This window comes from Achromobacter sp. (assembly GCF_050285585.1).
Classification (GTDB): Bacteria; Pseudomonadota; Gammaproteobacteria; order Burkholderiales; family Burkholderiaceae_B; genus Achromobacter.
In genome coordinates, this window is record NZ_JBLZXF010000007.1 from 118,389 (window position 1) to 133,767 (window position 15,379).

At 68.4% G+C, this 15,379-nt stretch carries 16 protein-coding genes and 2 riboswitches; of the genes, 11 read left to right on the forward strand and 5 right to left on the reverse strand.

Going from position 1 to position 15,379, the window contains the following annotated elements; all coding sequences use genetic code 11:
- Window position 1 precedes the first annotated feature (1 nt).
- Window positions 2-1,600, forward strand: a complete 1,599-nt coding sequence (gene nadB, locus ACN6PJ_RS12410; RefSeq protein WP_427996170.1) for an L-aspartate oxidase — start codon at window positions 2-4, stop codon at window positions 1,598-1,600.
- A 19-nt stretch (window positions 1,601-1,619) separates the two neighbouring features.
- Here the strand turns inward: nadB and ACN6PJ_RS12415 are convergent, their stop codons facing one another.
- Window positions 1,620-2,474 (reverse strand): helix-turn-helix domain-containing protein, encoded by an 855-nt coding sequence (locus ACN6PJ_RS12415; protein WP_427996171.1) that lies wholly within the window; start codon window positions 2,472-2,474, stop codon window positions 1,620-1,622.
- A gap of 271 nt (window positions 2,475-2,745) precedes the next feature.
- Between ACN6PJ_RS12415 and ACN6PJ_RS12420 the strand changes: the two genes are divergently transcribed.
- From ACN6PJ_RS12420 to ACN6PJ_RS12430, 3 genes are all read left to right on the forward strand, one after another.
- Window positions 2,746-3,624, forward strand: a complete 879-nt coding sequence (locus tag ACN6PJ_RS12420) for a fumarylacetoacetate hydrolase family protein (protein WP_427996172.1) — start codon at window positions 2,746-2,748, stop codon at window positions 3,622-3,624.
- Complete coding sequence (locus ACN6PJ_RS12425; RefSeq protein WP_427996173.1) at window positions 3,621-4,403, forward strand: alpha/beta fold hydrolase; 783 nt, start codon at window positions 3,621-3,623, stop codon at window positions 4,401-4,403. The genes ACN6PJ_RS12420 and ACN6PJ_RS12425 overlap by 4 nt, the downstream gene beginning before the upstream one ends.
- A gap of 65 nt (window positions 4,404-4,468) precedes the next feature.
- Window positions 4,469-5,788: an amidohydrolase family protein gene (locus ACN6PJ_RS12430; protein ID WP_427996174.1), complete on the forward strand. Its 1,320-nt coding sequence runs from the start codon at window positions 4,469-4,471 to the stop codon at window positions 5,786-5,788.
- A 12-nt stretch (window positions 5,789-5,800) separates the two neighbouring features.
- On the opposite strand, the gene ACN6PJ_RS12435 is transcribed toward ACN6PJ_RS12430, so the two are convergent.
- The gene (locus tag ACN6PJ_RS12435; protein ID WP_427996175.1) at window positions 5,801-7,033 is read right to left on the reverse strand and encodes a D-amino acid dehydrogenase; all 1,233 of its coding nucleotides are present in this window, start codon (window positions 7,031-7,033) and stop codon (window positions 5,801-5,803) included.
- A 45-nt stretch (window positions 7,034-7,078) separates the two neighbouring features.
- Window positions 7,079-7,170: riboswitch (glycine riboswitch) on the reverse strand.
- 1 nt (window position 7,171) lies between these two features.
- A riboswitch (glycine riboswitch) is annotated at window positions 7,172-7,263 on the reverse strand.
- 332 nt (window positions 7,264-7,595) lie between these two features.
- Here ACN6PJ_RS12435 and ACN6PJ_RS12440 point away from each other — a divergent pair.
- The 6 genes from ACN6PJ_RS12440 to ACN6PJ_RS12465 all read left to right on the forward strand — a co-directional run bounded on the left by ACN6PJ_RS12440 (window position 7,596) and on the right by ACN6PJ_RS12465 (window position 12,887).
- Entirely contained in the window at window positions 7,596-8,414 is an 819-nt protein-coding gene (locus ACN6PJ_RS12440) for a DUF2242 domain-containing protein (protein WP_427996176.1), read from the forward strand.
- A gap of 89 nt (window positions 8,415-8,503) precedes the next feature.
- The gene (locus ACN6PJ_RS12445; protein ID WP_427996177.1) at window positions 8,504-8,929 is read left to right on the forward strand and encodes a CopD family protein; all 426 of its coding nucleotides are present in this window, start codon (window positions 8,504-8,506) and stop codon (window positions 8,927-8,929) included.
- Window positions 8,930-9,083: 154 nt separating this feature from the next.
- Entirely contained in the window at window positions 9,084-9,899 is an 816-nt protein-coding gene (locus tag ACN6PJ_RS12450; RefSeq protein ID WP_427996178.1) for a MetQ/NlpA family ABC transporter substrate-binding protein, read from the forward strand.
- A 3-nt stretch (window positions 9,900-9,902) separates the two neighbouring features.
- On the forward strand, window positions 9,903-11,006 hold the full coding sequence (locus ACN6PJ_RS12455; RefSeq protein ID WP_427996179.1) for a methionine ABC transporter ATP-binding protein: 1,104 nt from the start codon (window positions 9,903-9,905) through the stop codon (window positions 11,004-11,006).
- A complete protein-coding gene (locus ACN6PJ_RS12460) occupies window positions 10,987-11,643 on the forward strand; it encodes a methionine ABC transporter permease (protein WP_427996180.1) in 657 nt (218 codons plus the stop codon). Before ACN6PJ_RS12455 ends, ACN6PJ_RS12460 begins: the two co-directional genes overlap by 20 nt.
- 53 nt (window positions 11,644-11,696) lie before the next feature.
- The gene (locus ACN6PJ_RS12465; protein WP_427996181.1) at window positions 11,697-12,887 is read left to right on the forward strand and encodes a trans-sulfuration enzyme family protein; all 1,191 of its coding nucleotides are present in this window, start codon (window positions 11,697-11,699) and stop codon (window positions 12,885-12,887) included.
- Here the strand turns inward: ACN6PJ_RS12465 and ACN6PJ_RS12470 are convergent.
- Window positions 12,862-13,350: a hypothetical protein gene (locus tag ACN6PJ_RS12470; protein WP_427996182.1), complete on the reverse strand. Its 489-nt coding sequence runs from the start codon at window positions 13,348-13,350 to the stop codon at window positions 12,862-12,864. The two genes, ACN6PJ_RS12465 and ACN6PJ_RS12470, sit on opposite strands and share 26 nt — an antisense overlap.
- A gap of 191 nt (window positions 13,351-13,541) precedes the next feature.
- Between ACN6PJ_RS12470 and ppk2 the strand changes: the two genes are divergently transcribed.
- Complete coding sequence (gene ppk2, locus ACN6PJ_RS12475) at window positions 13,542-14,618, forward strand: polyphosphate kinase 2 (protein ID WP_427996183.1); 1,077 nt, start codon at window positions 13,542-13,544, stop codon at window positions 14,616-14,618.
- On the opposite strand, the gene ACN6PJ_RS12480 is transcribed toward ppk2, so the two are convergent.
- Window positions 14,619-14,972 carry a DOPA 4,5-dioxygenase family protein gene (locus tag ACN6PJ_RS12480; RefSeq protein WP_427996184.1) on the reverse strand — a complete coding sequence of 118 codons (354 nt, stop codon included), beginning with the start codon at window positions 14,970-14,972 and terminating at the stop codon, window positions 14,619-14,621.
- Window positions 14,973-14,991: 19 nt separating this feature from the next.
- Entirely contained in the window at window positions 14,992-15,354 is a 363-nt protein-coding gene (locus ACN6PJ_RS12485) for a translation initiation factor Sui1 (RefSeq protein ID WP_427996185.1), read from the reverse strand.
- Between the last annotated feature and the right edge of the window lie 25 nt (window positions 15,355-15,379).

The following is a 15,379-nucleotide window of genomic DNA, read 5'->3' on the forward strand; positions in this document are numbered from 1 at the left end:
CATGGAATTCGACGTCATCATCATCGGAAGCGGATTGGCCGGCCTGGCCGCCGCGCTGGAACTGGCGCCCAGACGGCGGGTCGCGCTCGTGTCCAAGGGCGGCCTGGTCGACAGCGCCAGCAACCGGGCCCAGGGCGGCATCGCCGCGCCGCTGGCCGAAGGCGACAGCGTGGAGGCGCACGTGCGCGACACGCTCGTCGCCGGCGCGGGCCTATGCGACCAGGCCGCCACGCGCGGCATCATCTCGCAGGCTTGCGGCGCCATCGCGTGGCTGCGCGAGCGCGGCGTCGCATTCACCGCGGATGGCGAGGGCTTGCACCTGACGCGCGAAGGCGGACACGGACAGCGCCGCATCGCGCACGCGGCGGATGCGACCGGCAGCGCCATCGTGGCCGCGCTGGGCGCCCGCGCGCGCGGGCAGGCCGGCATTACGCTGCTGGAGCGCCACTGCGCCGTGGACCTGCTCCTGGCCGGCCGACCGGGAACCCGGCAGGCCGTTTGCCGCGGCGTGCAGTTGCTGGATCTGCGCGCGGGCCGGGTATTCGCGGCCGCCGCCGCCCACGTGGTGCTGGCCAGCGGCGGCGCGGGCCAGGTGTACGGGACGACGACCGCGCCGCCGGCCGCGACGGGCGACGGCATCGCCATGGCATGGCGCGCGGGATGCCGGATCGCCAACATGGAATTCACGCAATTCCATCCCACCGGCCTGCATCATCCGCAGGCCGCGGGGTTCCTGATCTCGGAGGCGGTGCGCGGCGAGGGCGGCGTGCTGCGCCTGCCCGGCGGCGCGCGCTTCATGCCGGCGCACGACCCGCGCGCCGAACTGGCGCCGCGGGATATCGTCGCCCGAGCCATCCAGACGGAAATGGCGCGCCACGGCCTGGACTGCGTCCATCTGGACATCAGCCACCAGTCGCGGGATTTCCTGCTGGCGCACTTTCCCACCATCCATGCGCGATGCCTGGCGCTGGGCATCGACATCGCGTCCATGCCCATCCCCGTCGCGCCGGCGGCGCATTACACCTGCGGCGGCGTGGTCGCGGACGTGGCGGGCCGCAGCGGCCTGGCGGGGCTGCATGTGATCGGCGAGGCGGCGTGCACCGGACTGCACGGCGCGAACCGCCTGGCCAGCAACTCCCTGCTGGAGTGCGTGGTGACGGGCAGGGCCGCGGCGCGGGACATCCTGCAGCAGGCCGCAAAGCCCTCGCTCGGCGCCATAGCGGGTCGGGCCGCCGCCGGGACGGCCTCGCAGCCGGCCGCGGACCTGGCGCGTTTGCGGCTGGAGCTGCGCCAGCTGATGAGCCGCGACGTCGGCGTCGTGCGCAGCGACGCCGCGCTGCGGCGCGCGGCAGCGTTCATCGCCCCGCTGCGCGCCGCCATGGAGGTCCGGCTGCATCGCGAAGGGCCGAGCCTGGAATTGCTCGAACTGCGCAACCTGGCGCTGGTCGCCGATCTGATCGTGCAGGGCGCGAGCGCGCGCCGGGAAAGCCGCGGCGCGCATTTCAACTGCGACAGGCCGGCAGGGAGCGGCGCGCGCGCGGGCCGCGGAACGCTGGCGCCTGCGCAGCCGGGCGGCGCGATGCCTGCCGCGACGCCGTAGCGCGCGGCGGGCGCCTGCCTCAGCAGATCCCGGTCAGCAGATGCTGGGAAGGTCCGGTGGCGGCGCGCCGGAAGCGGGATGGCGATACGCCCATGTGCTCCCGGAAAAAGCGGGAAAAATTGCCGGGGGTGGAAAAGCCCAGGTCCAGGGCCACCGAGGTCAGGGGCTGCTCCTGGTGCACGAGCAGGCGCACGGCTTCCTCCACGCGCACTGCGCTCCAGAACACCTGCGGCGTGGTGTTGAGCTGGTCCCGGAAGAGCGCGAAGAAATGGCCGCGCGACAGGCCGACGCGGCTGGCGACGTCCTCCACGGCGATAGGCTCGTGAACGTGTTCGCGCATGTAGGCGATGGCGGCGCGCAGCCTGCGGTCCAGGGGCGGGGCGGCAGAGACCGGGCCGTTCCTCCTGTCCGGCCCGGTGGATGATTCGATCGCGGCCAGCAGCAGCGCTTCGACCTCCGCGTCGATGTCGGCGCCCGGATGTTCGTGGGGCGCGACGATCTTGTCCAGCAGGCGCCAGCAGCCCTGGCGCACGGCGGCATCGATGGGAACGCCGGGCGCGGCGAAATGGAAGGGACGGCCGGTGGCGGCGCGCCGTTCGTCCAGCCAGGGCTTGGCGATGTAGAGCACCAGGAAAATGGCGGGGCCCGACCGTTCGAGCAGTCGGGCGTCGTGCGATTCGTAGGTATTGGTGCCCAGGGCCAGGTGTTCGCTGTAGGGAACCGGGGTCTGGCCGACATGGCCCTCCACGCGCGAGCCGCCCAGCCAAAGGGCGAGCTGCACTTCCGCGTGCGCGTGCGCGATCAGGTCATCGCGCAGTTCCAGCACGACGGCGCGGCCGAACGCGCCTTCGTGCAAGGCATAGGTCTCCTGCATCTCTGTCTCCTGTCTTCTTTCGCCCCGTCAAGATTGCGAGCCTCTGGGGGCGGCGAGTCCATCGGGCGGGTGCGGCGCCTGCAGGAATTTTATGGGCGTTTATGCGCCCGTCCGGCGTAGGTGTATTCACCTAGCACAAGATCTGACTCTGCGATAAGTCCGCGTACCCGGCGATAAGCGCATTGCGGCCGGCGCCTATAAAGTTCTGGGCACCTGCCGGTGCGCTCTGGCGCAAACCGCGGGACTGTTCAGGTGGAAGAAGGAGACAGCAGTGCGCATAGCCAGCTTTATGGTGAATGGCGGGCCGGAAGTAGGCCTGGTGTCCGGCGACGGTTTAACGGTGGCGCCCCTGGCGCTTGACGCGGAGGAGAAGCGCATGGGCGCGCAGGCGGTGATCGATCTGCTCGCCGCGGGGCTCGAATTGCCCGAAACGGGTGCGGCGCTGCCGCTTGCCGAGGTGGCGCTGATTGCCCCGCTGCCCAGGCCGCGCCGCAATCTGTGGTGCGTGGGGCGCAACTACCATGCCCACGCGCAAGAGCTTTCGGCCTCGGTTTTCAAGGACAACGACGCGAATCCCGAATCCTGGCCCATCGTCTTCACCAAGGTGCCCGAATGCGTGGTGGGGCCGCGGGACGACGTGCTGCTGCCCGTCGGCATTTCGGCGCAGATCGATTACGAAGCCGAGCTGGCGGTCGTGATCGGCAAGGGCGGAAAGAACATCCCGCGCGCCGAGGCGCTGGATCACGTATTCGGCTACACCGTCGTCAACGATGTCACGGCCCGCGACGTGCAGATGCGGCACCAGCAGTGGGACATGGGCAAGTCTTTCGATACGTTCTGCCCCATGGGACCATGGATCGCTACGGCGGACGAGTTCGACGGCACCCGCACGCGCGTGCGCTGCTGGGTCAACGGCGAGCTGCGCCAGGACGGGCCGACGGAGAACATGATCTTCGATATCCCCTCCCTGATCGAAACGATCTCGCGCGGCATCACGCTGTATCCCGGCGACGTCATCGCGACGGGCACGCCGGCGGGCGTGGGCATGGGCATGCAGCCTCCCCGCTATCTCGGCGCGGGCGACGTGGTGCGCGTGGAGATCGAAGGCCTGGGCGCAATCGAAAACACTTTTGTCGGGGGACGTTCATGAGCACGAGCTACGTTAACGGCATGGCCGTGGAGATCGAGGGGCAGGGCCCGGCCCTGCTGTGCATCCATGGCCTGGGCGGTTCATCCAATACATGGACCCCAGTGATGAGCGCCTTCGAAGGCTTTCGCGTCATCCGGCCGGACCTGCCGGGCAGCGCGCGCTCGCCGTTGGCGGCGGAAGCGCTTTCGATCGAATCCTACGTCGGCGCGCTGGCCGGATTGCTGGCGGCGCTGGAGATCGACGCTCTGCACATCGCCGCGCATTCGCTTGGCACCATCGTGGCCCAGCATCTCGCCGTGGCGCATCCCGCGCGGGTCCGGTCGCTTGCGCTCTTCGGGCCGCTCGCCGCGCCGCCGGAGTCCGGACGCGCGGGTATCCGGGCGCGGGCGGAGCTGGCCCGCGGCGGGGACGCAGCCATGCAGGAAATCGCGGATGCCATCGTCAAGGGCGCGACCAGCGCCCAGACCAAGCAGGACAGGCCCGCGGTGCTGGCGCTGGTGCGGGAAAGCGTGATGCGTCAGCAGCCCGAGGGCTATGCGCAAAGCTGCGAGGCGCTGGCCGGCGCGCAGGCCGCCGCCGTGGAGGCGCTCGACGTGCCGGCGTTGCTGGTGACCGGCGATCAGGATGGCGTGGCGCCTGCCGCCAATGTCGAGGCCCTGGCCGGCCGCATCGCGGGTAGCCGCCACCTCGTGTTTGGCGGGTGCGGCCATTGGACGACCTACGAACAACCGCAAGCCTGCGTGCAAGCCTTGCGGGAGTTTTACTCGGCAATGCGCTAGCGGCCGCTTTCCTGGCGTTTCAACATAAGAAATCGGCCCGCTGCGCGGGCCGGAGGAGACTTGTCATGTCCAGAATTGCCATTACCAACGTGGCCATCTTCGATGGCAGCGGAGAGGCCCCGTTCAAGGGCGAGGTGCTGATCGAAGACTCGCGCATCCTGGACGTGGTCCGCGCACCCCGGCAGGTGGGCAGGGAAGGCGCGCGCGTCATCGACGGCCGCGGCCGTTTCCTGATGCCCGGCATGACCGAGGCGCATACGCATTTTTCATGGAACGACCAGCCTTCGCTCGCCGCCATCCAGTTCATGCCGCCCGAGGAGCACATACTGTGGTGCGTGCGCGTGGCCAAGCGCTACCTGGAAATGGGCTGGACCTCGGCCATCGGCGCCGCCGCGGCCAAGCCGCGTCTGGACGTGGTGCTGCGCAACGCGATCGAGGCGGGGGAATGTCCCGGGCCGCGCTACCTCGCGGGCAGCCAGGAGATCACGACTATCGGCGCGCTGGGCGACAACTCGTTGCCGCACATGCCGTTCGAGGAGCTCAGCTTCGGCAGCGTTTGCAGCGGTCCCGAAGAGATCCGGCGGTCGGTGCGCACCTTCATCAAGTACGGCGTCGACCATTTGAAGATCAACCTGTCCGGCGAGTACATCGCGGGCCTGCCCGCCGAGATGTCTCCGTTCGCCGAGGAAGAGATCGCCATGCTCGCCAGCGAGGCCAGGCGCTACGGCAAGCGCGTCGCGGCGCACGCGCGCTCCAGCGAATCGGTAAAACAGTGCGTGCGCCATGGCATCGAGATGATCTATCACGCCAGCTTTGCCGACGAAGAGGCGCTGGACATGCTGGAGGCCAACAAGGACAGGCACTTCGTCGCGCCAGGCATCGGCTGGCTGGTCAGAACGGCCTTCAATGCCTCCGAGTACGGCATCACGCCCGCCGTCGCCGAGAAGATGGGCTACAAGCGCGAGCTGGAGATCGCCTCGGAGTCGCTGCGCAAGATGCACAAGCGCGGCATCCGCATCCTGCCGGGAGGGGACTACGGTTTTGCCTGGATGCCGCATGGCACGAACGCCACCGACCTGCAGTACTTCGTCGACTACATCGGCATGACGCCCGTCGAAGCGCTGGTGTCGGCCACCCGCCTGGGCGGCCAGATCATGCAACGGCCCGACGAGCTGGGCATGCTGCGTCCGGGCTACCTTGCGGACGCCGTCATGGTGGACGGCAATCCGCTGGAAGACCTGTCCCTGCTGGTCGATCCGGGCCGGATCTGCCTGGTGATGAAGGAGGGGCGGATCTACAAGGACGCGTGCGCGGAGGGCGCGGAGAATGCCGGGCCGCGGGCAGCCCGGCAGGAGGGCAGGGAAGCGGAGGTCGCGGCGCATTGAGCGCCGCGGGCTTCAAGCCAGGCCCAGCGACTCTCTGACGCTGGCCGCCAGCATCTGCGCCGTCGCGGCGGAGAGCGTCCATCCCAGGTGGCCATGGCCGGTGTTGTAGAACACCCCCGGCCGCCTGCCGGGGCCTACCCTGGGCATCATGTTCGGGGTCATCGGGCGCAAGCCGCACCAGGGCACCACGCGCGAGGTGCGGATGCCGGGGAAGTGCTTGCGCGTCCAGTCCACCAGCGGCTGCACGCGTTCGGCCCGGATGTCCATGTTGAAGCCATTGAACTCGGCCGTGCCGGCCACGCGGAAGCGATCGCCCAGACGGCTGGTGACGATCTTGGCTGCCTCGTCGAGCAGGCTCACGCTGGGAGCGGCGCCGCGGCTTTCCGCATCGTCCAGGTGCACGCTGATGGAATAGCCCTTAACGGGATAGATGTTGAGCGAGTCGCCCAGCCGCTTGGCGAATAGCCGGCTGGCGGCGCCGGCGCAGATGACGACGGCGTCGGCGGACTCGCGCTGGCCGGCCCGCGCGCCGTCTTCGTTGGCGAGATCCAGCAGGTAGGCGCCGCGCTCATGGATGATGTCCCGGACGTCGGCGTCGTGCACGAAGCGCACGCCGCGGCGCTCGCAGGCGCGGGCCAGGCCGCTCGTGAACTTGTGGATGTCGCCGGTGGCGTCCGACGGCGTGTAGAAGCCGCCATGGCAGGCGGTTTGCAACGCGGGCTCGATGCTGCGCGCCTCGTCGGGCGTCACCGCGTAGCGTTCCAGCCCGCCCGCCTGCAGCAGCTCGTTGGCGCGCCGCGCCGTCTCGAAGCTGGCGGCGTCGTGATAGATGTGCAGGATGCCCCGGCGCTCCAGGTCGAAGTCTATGTTTTCTTCTTCCGCCATCGCGTAAAGGTATTGACGGGCTTGGATGGCCAGGCGCGTGGTGTCGATGGTGTTCTGGCGGTAATGGCGGATCTGTCCGATGAACTGCGCCAGCCAGGAATACTTGTGCCAGCTGAACCGGGGATTCAGCAGCAGCGGCGCGTTGTGGCGGCCGAGCCAGCGCAGGCCTTTCATGATGGTGGAAACGCTGTTCCAGACCTCGGCGTTGCTGGCTGACAATTGGCCGCCGTTGGCATAGGACGTTTCCATGGCGGGATAGCGCTGGCGGTCGTAGACGGTGACGTCGTATCCCCGTTTGTTCAGGGCATAGGCAGACGTGACGCCGGTAATGCCGGCGCCGATGATGGCGATGCGGGGCATGGTCGCTCCAGATTCGAGTGGCCGCGGCCACCCGGCCGCAGCACCCCATCTGTCTCTGTACCTGAGAGCTTCACCCGCTGCGCGGACGGCGGCGGGTTCCCCTTCGGTGGGCGCGCCTGGCGCCTCTCTCCAGATTGTCTAGGCCGCGCAGTCTTGTTTGCCTGAGAGTTTCCGGGGCGGTTGCTCCGTCGGCGCCTGCAGTGACGGCAGGTCTCTTCTGCGGGGTTTTGAATCGACCCGGCCAGAATAGCCAAAATCCCACGATGTGAGACCAAGGGTTAGTACCAGTTTCGATGGGCATGGAGGGCGCGCGCGTTGCGCGCCCATCGGCAGGGGATCGAGCGATGATCTTGCCCAAAGCAGGGAGCGCCACGCCTAGGAACAGGCGGGCTCGTCCCCTTTTTCGTTGTTACCTCTCCGTTGAACTGTACATCCCTGGTAAAAGCATGGTGCAAGGGGATGCGCTATAACCGGACTTTTACGCATTACTGCCTCTTGCGGGGCGGCGGAGCGTGCTGTTTTGCCGGCAGCCCTTTGACCGCGTCCGGCCGGGCCCTCATCCATGCCCCGTTTCATCCGCCGTTACCCTGTTGCGCTGCTTGCCGTCCTGACGGGCCTGGTCGCGGGATGTTCCTCTCCCAAGCCCGCGTTCGAGAAAGAAGATTTCGCCCAGAGCGACACCTATTCCCGCACCGTTTCCGCCAGTAGCGCCGCCGCTTGCGACGCTGGCCGCCGCGCCTTGCTGAGTCAGGGCTATTACATCGACCGGTTCGAGTCCGCCCGCGTGACCGGGCACAAGAACTTTCAGGCGGAGGACGGGCAGCACACGCAGATCAGCTTCAACATCGAATGCGCGTCCGACGGCAGTTCGAACGAGCGCGCGACGGTGTTCGCCAACGCCGTGCAGGACCGCTATTCCATCAAGCGCACCGCCAATTCCGCCAGCGTGGGCGTAAGCGTGCTGGGGCAGGTGTCCATGCCTTTCGGCGCCAGCGACGATTCGCTGGTGAAGACGGCCAGCCAGACGGTGGCGCGGCCTCAGTTCTACGACGGATTCTTCCAGCTGCTCCAGCGTTTCCTGCCGGACGCGCAGGCCGCCTCGGCGCCCCAGGACGTTCCGGCGAAACGCGCCAAGGCGGCGCCCAAGCCGGCGCCGGCCGAGCCCGCCGTGTCTCCGGATGCGCCGGCGGACACCTTGAACCCGGCCGCCGCCACGGGCGCGCCGGCGGCGGCAGCCAAGTCCGGACCCGCTGGCAGCCCGCCGCCGGCCGAGGCGCCATCGACGCCCGCCAGTTCCGGATCCGGGGCGGCCGCCCCGGCCGCCCCGGCCGCGCCAGCTCCGGCGGCCAAGCCCGCGGCCGCCCCGGAGGCCGCCAACTGAGCCTGCCCCCGCGCGCCGGTTTGCTGTAGCGCAAACGGCCGCCGAGCGGCCGTTCGCGCCCGCGCCCGCATCCGGCGATAATCCGGGCCATGACATACCAACTACTCAAAATGCTCCATGTGGCGGCCATGGTCGCCTGGCTGGGCGGTTCGCTGTTCGTGTCGCTGTTTCTCCTGTCCTCGCAGCCGCAGGAAAGCGACGAAGCCCCGAAAGAACGCAAGATGCTGGGCGCGCTGCGCCGGTGGACGCTGTTCGTCACCACGCCGGCCATGGTGTTGACCTGGCTTGTCGGCCTGCACCTGGCCATGACCTTCGGCTGGTTCGCCATGAGCTGGATCTGGGTCAAGATCGGCTTCGCGCTGGCCTTGTCGGCGCTGCTGGGCATCCAGAGCGCGGCCCTGCGCCGCATGGCGGACGGCAGCGGCCGGCGCCCGCCGCTCGTCGATCTGTATGCGCCGTTCACGGTCGTCGCGTCCGCCGCGATCGTCACGCTGGTCGTGGTCAAGCCCTTCTGATTCCACGGCGCGATCCGCGCGGCGGGCATATGCCGCGCGGCCATAACCAAACGCCCCTGTAATAACGACTCAACGAACTATTCGTTCGCCGGGCGGATGCCCGTCCCTAGAATCGTTTCTCTCATAACCGCTTAGCCTGAGAGGCGATTCCAATATGACTCCCCGTTTTTTCAAGAAGCTGCTTGGCGCGGTGCTGGCGTCGGCGGCGATGTTCCATGGGCCGGCCTTTTCGGCCGATCCCAGGCCTTTGAAGGTCGGCGTGCGCGGCGGCGTCGACGAGCAGATCTGGGAAGTGGTGGCCGAGGTCGCCAAGAAGAACGGCCTGGCCGTGGAGCCCGTGGTCATCACCGGCACCGCCAGCCCCAACGAGGCGCTGAACAACGGCGACCTGGATGCCAACGCCTTTCAGCACATTCCCTTCCTGAACGACCAGATCAGGCAGCGCGGCTACAAGCTGGTGCCGGTCGCCAATACGCTGATTTCGCCCATCGCATTCTATTCGCGCAAGTACAAGTCCCTGAAGGATCTGCCGGACGGCGCCCGCGTCGGCATTCCCAACGATCCCAGCAACCAGACGCGGGCGCTCGTTATCCTGCGCGACCAGGGGCTGATCACGCTGAAGGAGGGCTTCGACCCGGCGACGGGCACGGCCACGCTGGCCGACGTGACGGCCAACCCCAAGAAGCTCGATTTCGTCGAGAGCGCATCCGTCGTGCTGGCGCGCTCGCTGCCGGATGTGGACACGGCCGCCATCGTCAACAGCTTCGCCTACCAGGCCGGGTTGATCGCCACGCGCGACGGCATCGCGGTCGAGAAGAAGGAGAACAATCCCTACGTGAACATCATCGCGGTGCGCGAGCAGGACAGGAACGCGCCGTGGGTGCCCGAGCTGGTCAAGGCGTACCACTCGGAAGCGGTGCGCCAGTTCATCCTGAGCAAGTACGAAGGGTCGGTGATCCCGGTTTTCTGAGCCATGATGCAACACGAATTTTCCATCGGGCAGCCGGCCGCCGCGCCGCCGCTCCAGGCTCGGGACGCCCACATCGTGTTCGAAGGGCTGCAAAAGCGCTACGAAGGCGCGCGGGGGCCCGTCGCGGCGCTGTCCGACGTCTCGTTTTCCATCGCGCGCGGCGAGGTGTTCGGCATCATCGGAAGAAGCGGCGCCGGCAAGTCCACGCTGCTGCGCTCCATCAATATGCTGGAGCGGCCCAGCGCCGGCCGCGTGCTGGTGGATGGCGTGGACGTGGGCGGGCTGGACGAGAACGCGCTGGTGGGGCTGCGCCGCCGCATCGGGATGATCTTCCAGCACTTCAATCTGCTGTCGGCCAAGACGGTGGCCGAGAACGTGGCCCTGCCGCTGCGCGTGGCCGGGGTAAGGCCGGCGGCGGCGCGCGCCCGCGTCGAGGCGCTGCGGGACCTGGTGGGGCTGCGCGACAAGGCGGACGCCTATCCCGCCAGATTGTCCGGCGGCCAGAAGCAGCGGGTCGGCATCGCGCGCGCCCTGGTGCACGAGCCGGAGATCCTGCTGTGCGACGAGGCCACCTCGGCGCTGGATCCTGAAACCACGCATTCGATCCTGACGCTGCTGCGCGACATCAACCGCAAGCTGGGTCTCACGGTGGTGCTGATCACGCACGACATGGCGGTGATCCGCGAGATCTGCCACAAGGTGCTGGTGCTGGACGGGGGCCGCAAGGTGGAGCACGGCGAGGTGTGGCGCGTCTTCGGCAGTCCGCAGGCGGACGCCACGCGCGCCTTGCTGCGGCCCTTGCAGCACGATCTGCCGGCGGACCTGGAGGCCCGGCTGGTGCCCGACCTGCAGGGCCGGGACGGAACCGCCGTGCTGCGCCTGCGTTTCACGGGGCAGGGGCGGCCCGAGGGCGTGTCGCTGCAGGCGCTGGCCGCGCTGGGTCCCGGCGCGACGCTCCTGCATGGAGGGCTGGACCGGCTGCGCGGCCACGCGCAAGGCAGCCTGCTGGTGTCGGTGCCCGCGGGCGCTTTACGGGAAGAGGCCGCGCGCGCCGCGCTGCTGGCCGATCAGATCAAGGTGCTGGGTTATGTCGCTGCCGATGCTTGATAAATACCTGCAGGCGTTCCTGCAGACCCTGGCGATGGTCGGCATCTCGGCCGCCATCGCGATCGTTGCCGGCCTGGCGCTGGCGGTCGTCCTGACCGTCACCGCGCCGGGCAGCCTCTATCCGCGGCCGCGTTTCAACAAGGCGCTGTCGATCGCGGTGAACACATTCAGGGCCATTCCTTTCATCATCCTGCTGGTGGCCATGCTGCCCTTCACGCGCTTTCTGGTGGGCACCACCCTGGGCACATGGGCCGCCATCGTGCCGCTGTCGGCCAATCTGATCCCATTCTTCGCGCGCATTGCGCAGGTCAGCCTGAACGAGGTGGACCACGGGCTGGTGGAGGCCGCGCGCGCCATGGGATGCCGGCGTTGGCACATCGTGCGCCACGTGCTGCTGCCCGAAGCCCTGCCGGGCATCATCGGCGGCATGACGGTGAGCGTCATCGCCATGATCAATGCCTCGGCCATGGCGGGCGCGGTGGGCGCCGGCGGCCTCGGCGACCTGGCGATCCGCTACGGCTACGAACGCTACGAAACCCGCGTGATGTTCGAGGTGATCGTGATCCTGATCGCCCTGGTGTCGATCGTGCAGTTCACCGGCGAATGGCTGTCGCGCCGCGCCGACCACAAACGTTGATTTCCGCGCAAGGGCGGCATGCCCTTGTCTTACCCGACGATAGGAATTCCAAGATGTCCGACTCCTTGCAACGCGGCTTCGCCACGCGCGCCATCCACCTGGGGTATGACCCGCTGGACGAGCAGGGCGCGCTGTCGCCGCCGCTGTACCTGACCTCCACCTACACCCAGGACAGCATCGAGGCCTTTGATCAGATCCGCCTGGGAGAACGGCAGGGTTATGTGTATGGCCGCACGCGCAACCCCACGCAGGCGCTGCTGGAAGAGCGGCTGGCGTCGCTGGAAGGCGCCGAGGCCGGCGTGGCGACCGCCTCGGGCATGGCCGCCATCTCGGCGACCCTGTTCTCGCTGCTGCAAAGCGGCGACGAGATCGTGGTCGACCAGATCGTGTACGGCACCGCCTTCACCCTCTTCACGCAGGGCCTGGCCCGCTTCGGGGTGCGGGCAGTGTTCGCGGACTTCACCCGGCCGGAAACCGTGGCCGCGGCCATCGGCCCCAAGACGCGCGCCGTCTACTTCGAGACCCCCGCAAATCCGAACCTGCGCCTGGTCGACATCGCGGCCGTGTCCGCCATCGCGCGCGGCAAAGGGCTGCTGACCATCGTCGACAACACCTTCGCCACGCCGGTGCTGCAGCGCCCGATCGAGCACGGCGCAGATATCGTTCTGCATTCCGCCACCAAGTACCTGGGCGGACATGGCGACCTGCTGGCCGGCGCGGTGCTGGGACGCAAGGTGCACATCGACGCCATCCGCTTGCAGGGCCTGCGGTACTTCACCGGCGCGACCCTGTCGCCGTTCACGGCGTTCCTGGTGCTGCGCGGCATCAAGACACTGGAACTGCGAGTGCAGCGCCACAGTGAATCGGCCAGAAGGGTCGCCGAGTTGCTGCGCGGGCACGCCGCCGTGGCCGAGGTGTTCTATCCAGGCCTGCCAGACACCGCTGGCATCGATATCGCGCGGCGCCAGCTCGCGGCCGGGGGCGGCCTGGTCGCGTTCGAGCTGAAGGGCGGCCTCGCCGCCGGCCGCGCGCTGCTCAACGGACTGAAGCTGGCTCGGATCGCCGTAAGCCTGGGGGATCCGGAGACCCTGATCCAGCATCCCGCTTCCATGACGCACGCGAGCTACACCGCCGAGGACCGCGAGCGCTACGGCCTGTCCGAGGGCTTGCTGCGCCTGTCCGTGGGCCTGGAGACTCCCGAGGACATCCTGGCCGACCTCAGGCAGGGCCTGGACCGGCTGTAGGCTCAGCCGGCGAGTCCGGCGGCGCGGCCGCCGCGCGCCGCCACGCAATCCATTCGCCTTCCTCCTCGAAATTGCGCGGGCCGCGGCGGGCGGCGGCCAGCCCCGCCCGCAACACGCCCATGTCCAGTCCGGGCAGGTTGCGCAGCAGGGCGGGAGGCAGGCGGTCGATATCAAGCGCGGCTTGGTCGAATTCCATGGCCATCAGCCCGCCGCCGTCGCTGGGAACGCGGAAGAGCCATAGGCCCTCCATGTAGTCGCCGGACCATGGATCGGGGAACATGGCCTGCGCATAGCGGAATCCGAACTCGTGGATCTCGCTCCAGGGCCAGAACTCGCGCTGGCGCATTGCGCGCAAGAGCTCGCCGCTGCGGGTCAGGCCGGCGTCGTCGAAACCCAGGGTTTCGCGCAGGGGATCCTCGGCCGGCGCAGGGCCGGCAAGCAGCCGTTTGATGAATGACCACATGGCGCGCCGTGAAAGAGAAGGGAGGACAAGGCAGGCCCGTCGGGGACCTGGCCAGCCAAAGATGCTACAACCGGGCATACACGTCAAATCCGCGCCGTTTGCCCCGCCAGGCTCCGGGCGTTTGCCGGCAAGAACGCAGGCGACCGCCCGGCCGCCGCGGGCCGCACGGCAAGCGCAACAAGGAGACCCCCATGACGGACAAGATGCCGGACAGCGCCGGCCAGGACCTCGCGCCGGAACCCGAAGATACGGCCACGCGTGAGCTGGACGCCCGCAAGCGCATCTCCGCGCGCGTGGCCGCCGCGCGGCAGGAGGCCGTGGCGGTGCTGGCCGACATCGCGCGGCGCCATCATGCCACCGACCCCATCCAGGCGCGCGACGCCTTGCGTTCGGTCATCGAGGAACTGTCTCCGGACGATGCGCAGGCTGTGCACCGCGCCCTGCTGGAGGCGGGCGCGCGGGCGCCGGACGCCGCCCTCGACGCCGACGACGAGCTGGTCGCGGATTGGCGCGAGGGCCTCTATCCCTACCGCCACCGCATGCAGCGGCGGAACTACGAAAAGCAGAAGTACCGGCTGCAGGTCGAGCTGCTGAAGTTGCAGGCCTGGGTCAAGGCCACGGGCCAGCGCGTCGTGATTCTGTTCGAGGGCCGCGACGCGGCGGGCAAGGGCGGCACCATCAAACGCATGATGGAGCACCTGAACCCTCGCGGAGCGCGGGTGGTCGCCCTGGAAAAGCCGTCCGACACGGAGCGGGGCCAATGGTACTTCCAGCGCTACGTGCAGCACTTGCCCACCGCGGGCGAGATAGTCATGTTCGACCGCTCCTGGTACAACCGCGCCGGCGTGGAGCGCGTGATGGGCTTTTGCACGCATGGCGAATACCAGGAGTTCCTGCGCCAGGTTCCGGATTTCGAGCGCCACCTGGTCTCCAGCGGCATTCACCTGATCAAGTTCTGGTTCTCGGTCAGCCGCGAGGAGCAGTTGCGGCGCTTCCAGCAGCGCAAGGTCCATCCGCTCAAGCAGTGGAAGCTGAGCCCGGTGGACCTGGCCTCGCTGGACAAATGGGACGATTACACGCGCGCCAAGGAGGCGATGTTCGCCCACACCGACACGGCGGACGCGCCGTGGGTCGTGGTCAAGTCGGACTGCAAGAAACGCGCGCGCCTCAATGCCATGCGCTATGTGCTGAGCCGCCTGCCATATGAAGGCAAGAGCGGCGACCCGGCGATGGCGCTGGATTCGCTGATCGTGGGCCGCGCGCTTTGATCAGGCGCCCAGCGCCTGCAGGTTCAGCGCGTGGCTGCGCCCGATCCAGACGGCGCGGTCGCGGTGGTCGCGCAGCGAGTCCCCGGTGTTGGGGTGCATGAACACGTCCAGGGCGCCGTGGTGCAGGACGAGCCAGGCCGCAATCTCGGCGAACTGCGCCGGCTCGAAGGCGATCTGGTAACTCCATTGCGGATGCGGGCCGACGGGGCGCTCATGGAAGCGTCCCAGTTCCATCCGGCCGCCGAATGCGCCGGCGATTTGCTCGCGCAGCGCGAAGGCGGCATCCCGGCTGCCGGCGTCGAAGTAAACGTGGGCATGCCAGCTGGCGATTTCCGCCATCGATAGGTCCGTCATTGTTCGTTCTCCGTTCGCGCTAGCCGCCGGCGCGCTTGGCGCGATAACCCTGCTTCTGCAGGGCGTCGATGATGCGGTCGCAGTGGTCGCCTTGCACTTCGATCACGCCATCCTTGACCGTTCCGCCCGAGCCGCAGGCGGCGCGCAATTGCTTGCCCAGCGAATTCAGCGCGGCGCCGTCCAGCGCCAGGCCCTTGACCACCGTAACGTTCTTGCCGCCGCGCCCCTTGGTTTCCCGGGATACGCGGGCGGTGCCGTCGCCGCCCGGGGAAGCCTGGGCGGCCAGCTTGCAAGCGCATTGCGCGAGCGGCCTGCGGCATCCCGGGCACATCCTGCCGCTTTCCGTGGAATAGACGAGGCCGCCTGTCGAACTGCTTTTCATGATGGGCTTGCGTAAAAATTCCTAT

Bases quoted from the DNA above. Each gene is read 5' to 3' on its own strand.
- nadB (WP_427996170.1), top strand. From the start codon at position 2: ATGGAATTCGACGTCATCATCATCGGAAGCGGATTGGCCGGCCTGGCC.
- ACN6PJ_RS12415 (WP_427996171.1), bottom strand. From the start codon at position 2,474: ATGCAGGAGACCTATGCCTTGCACGAAGGCGCGTTCGGCCGCGCCGTC.
- ACN6PJ_RS12425 (WP_427996173.1), top strand. From the start codon at position 3,621: ATGAGCACGAGCTACGTTAACGGCATGGCCGTGGAGATCGAGGGGCAG.
- ACN6PJ_RS12430 (WP_427996174.1), top strand. From the start codon at position 4,469: ATGTCCAGAATTGCCATTACCAACGTGGCCATCTTCGATGGCAGCGGA.
- ACN6PJ_RS12435 (WP_427996175.1), bottom strand. From the start codon at position 7,033: ATGCCCCGCATCGCCATCATCGGCGCCGGCATTACCGGCGTCACGTCT.
- ACN6PJ_RS12440 (WP_427996176.1), top strand. From the start codon at position 7,596: ATGCCCCGTTTCATCCGCCGTTACCCTGTTGCGCTGCTTGCCGTCCTG.
- ACN6PJ_RS12445 (WP_427996177.1), top strand. From the start codon at position 8,504: ATGACATACCAACTACTCAAAATGCTCCATGTGGCGGCCATGGTCGCC.
- ACN6PJ_RS12450 (WP_427996178.1), top strand. From the start codon at position 9,084: ATGACTCCCCGTTTTTTCAAGAAGCTGCTTGGCGCGGTGCTGGCGTCG.
- ACN6PJ_RS12455 (WP_427996179.1), top strand. From the start codon at position 9,903: ATGATGCAACACGAATTTTCCATCGGGCAGCCGGCCGCCGCGCCGCCG.
- ACN6PJ_RS12460 (WP_427996180.1), top strand. From the start codon at position 10,987: ATGTCGCTGCCGATGCTTGATAAATACCTGCAGGCGTTCCTGCAGACC.
- ACN6PJ_RS12465 (WP_427996181.1), top strand. From the start codon at position 11,697: ATGTCCGACTCCTTGCAACGCGGCTTCGCCACGCGCGCCATCCACCTG.
- ACN6PJ_RS12470 (WP_427996182.1), bottom strand. From the start codon at position 13,350: ATGTGGTCATTCATCAAACGGCTGCTTGCCGGCCCTGCGCCGGCCGAG.
- ppk2 (WP_427996183.1), top strand. From the start codon at position 13,542: ATGACGGACAAGATGCCGGACAGCGCCGGCCAGGACCTCGCGCCGGAA.
- ACN6PJ_RS12480 (WP_427996184.1), bottom strand. From the start codon at position 14,972: ATGACGGACCTATCGATGGCGGAAATCGCCAGCTGGCATGCCCACGTT.
- ACN6PJ_RS12485 (WP_427996185.1), bottom strand. From the start codon at position 15,354: ATGAAAAGCAGTTCGACAGGCGGCCTCGTCTATTCCACGGAAAGCGGC.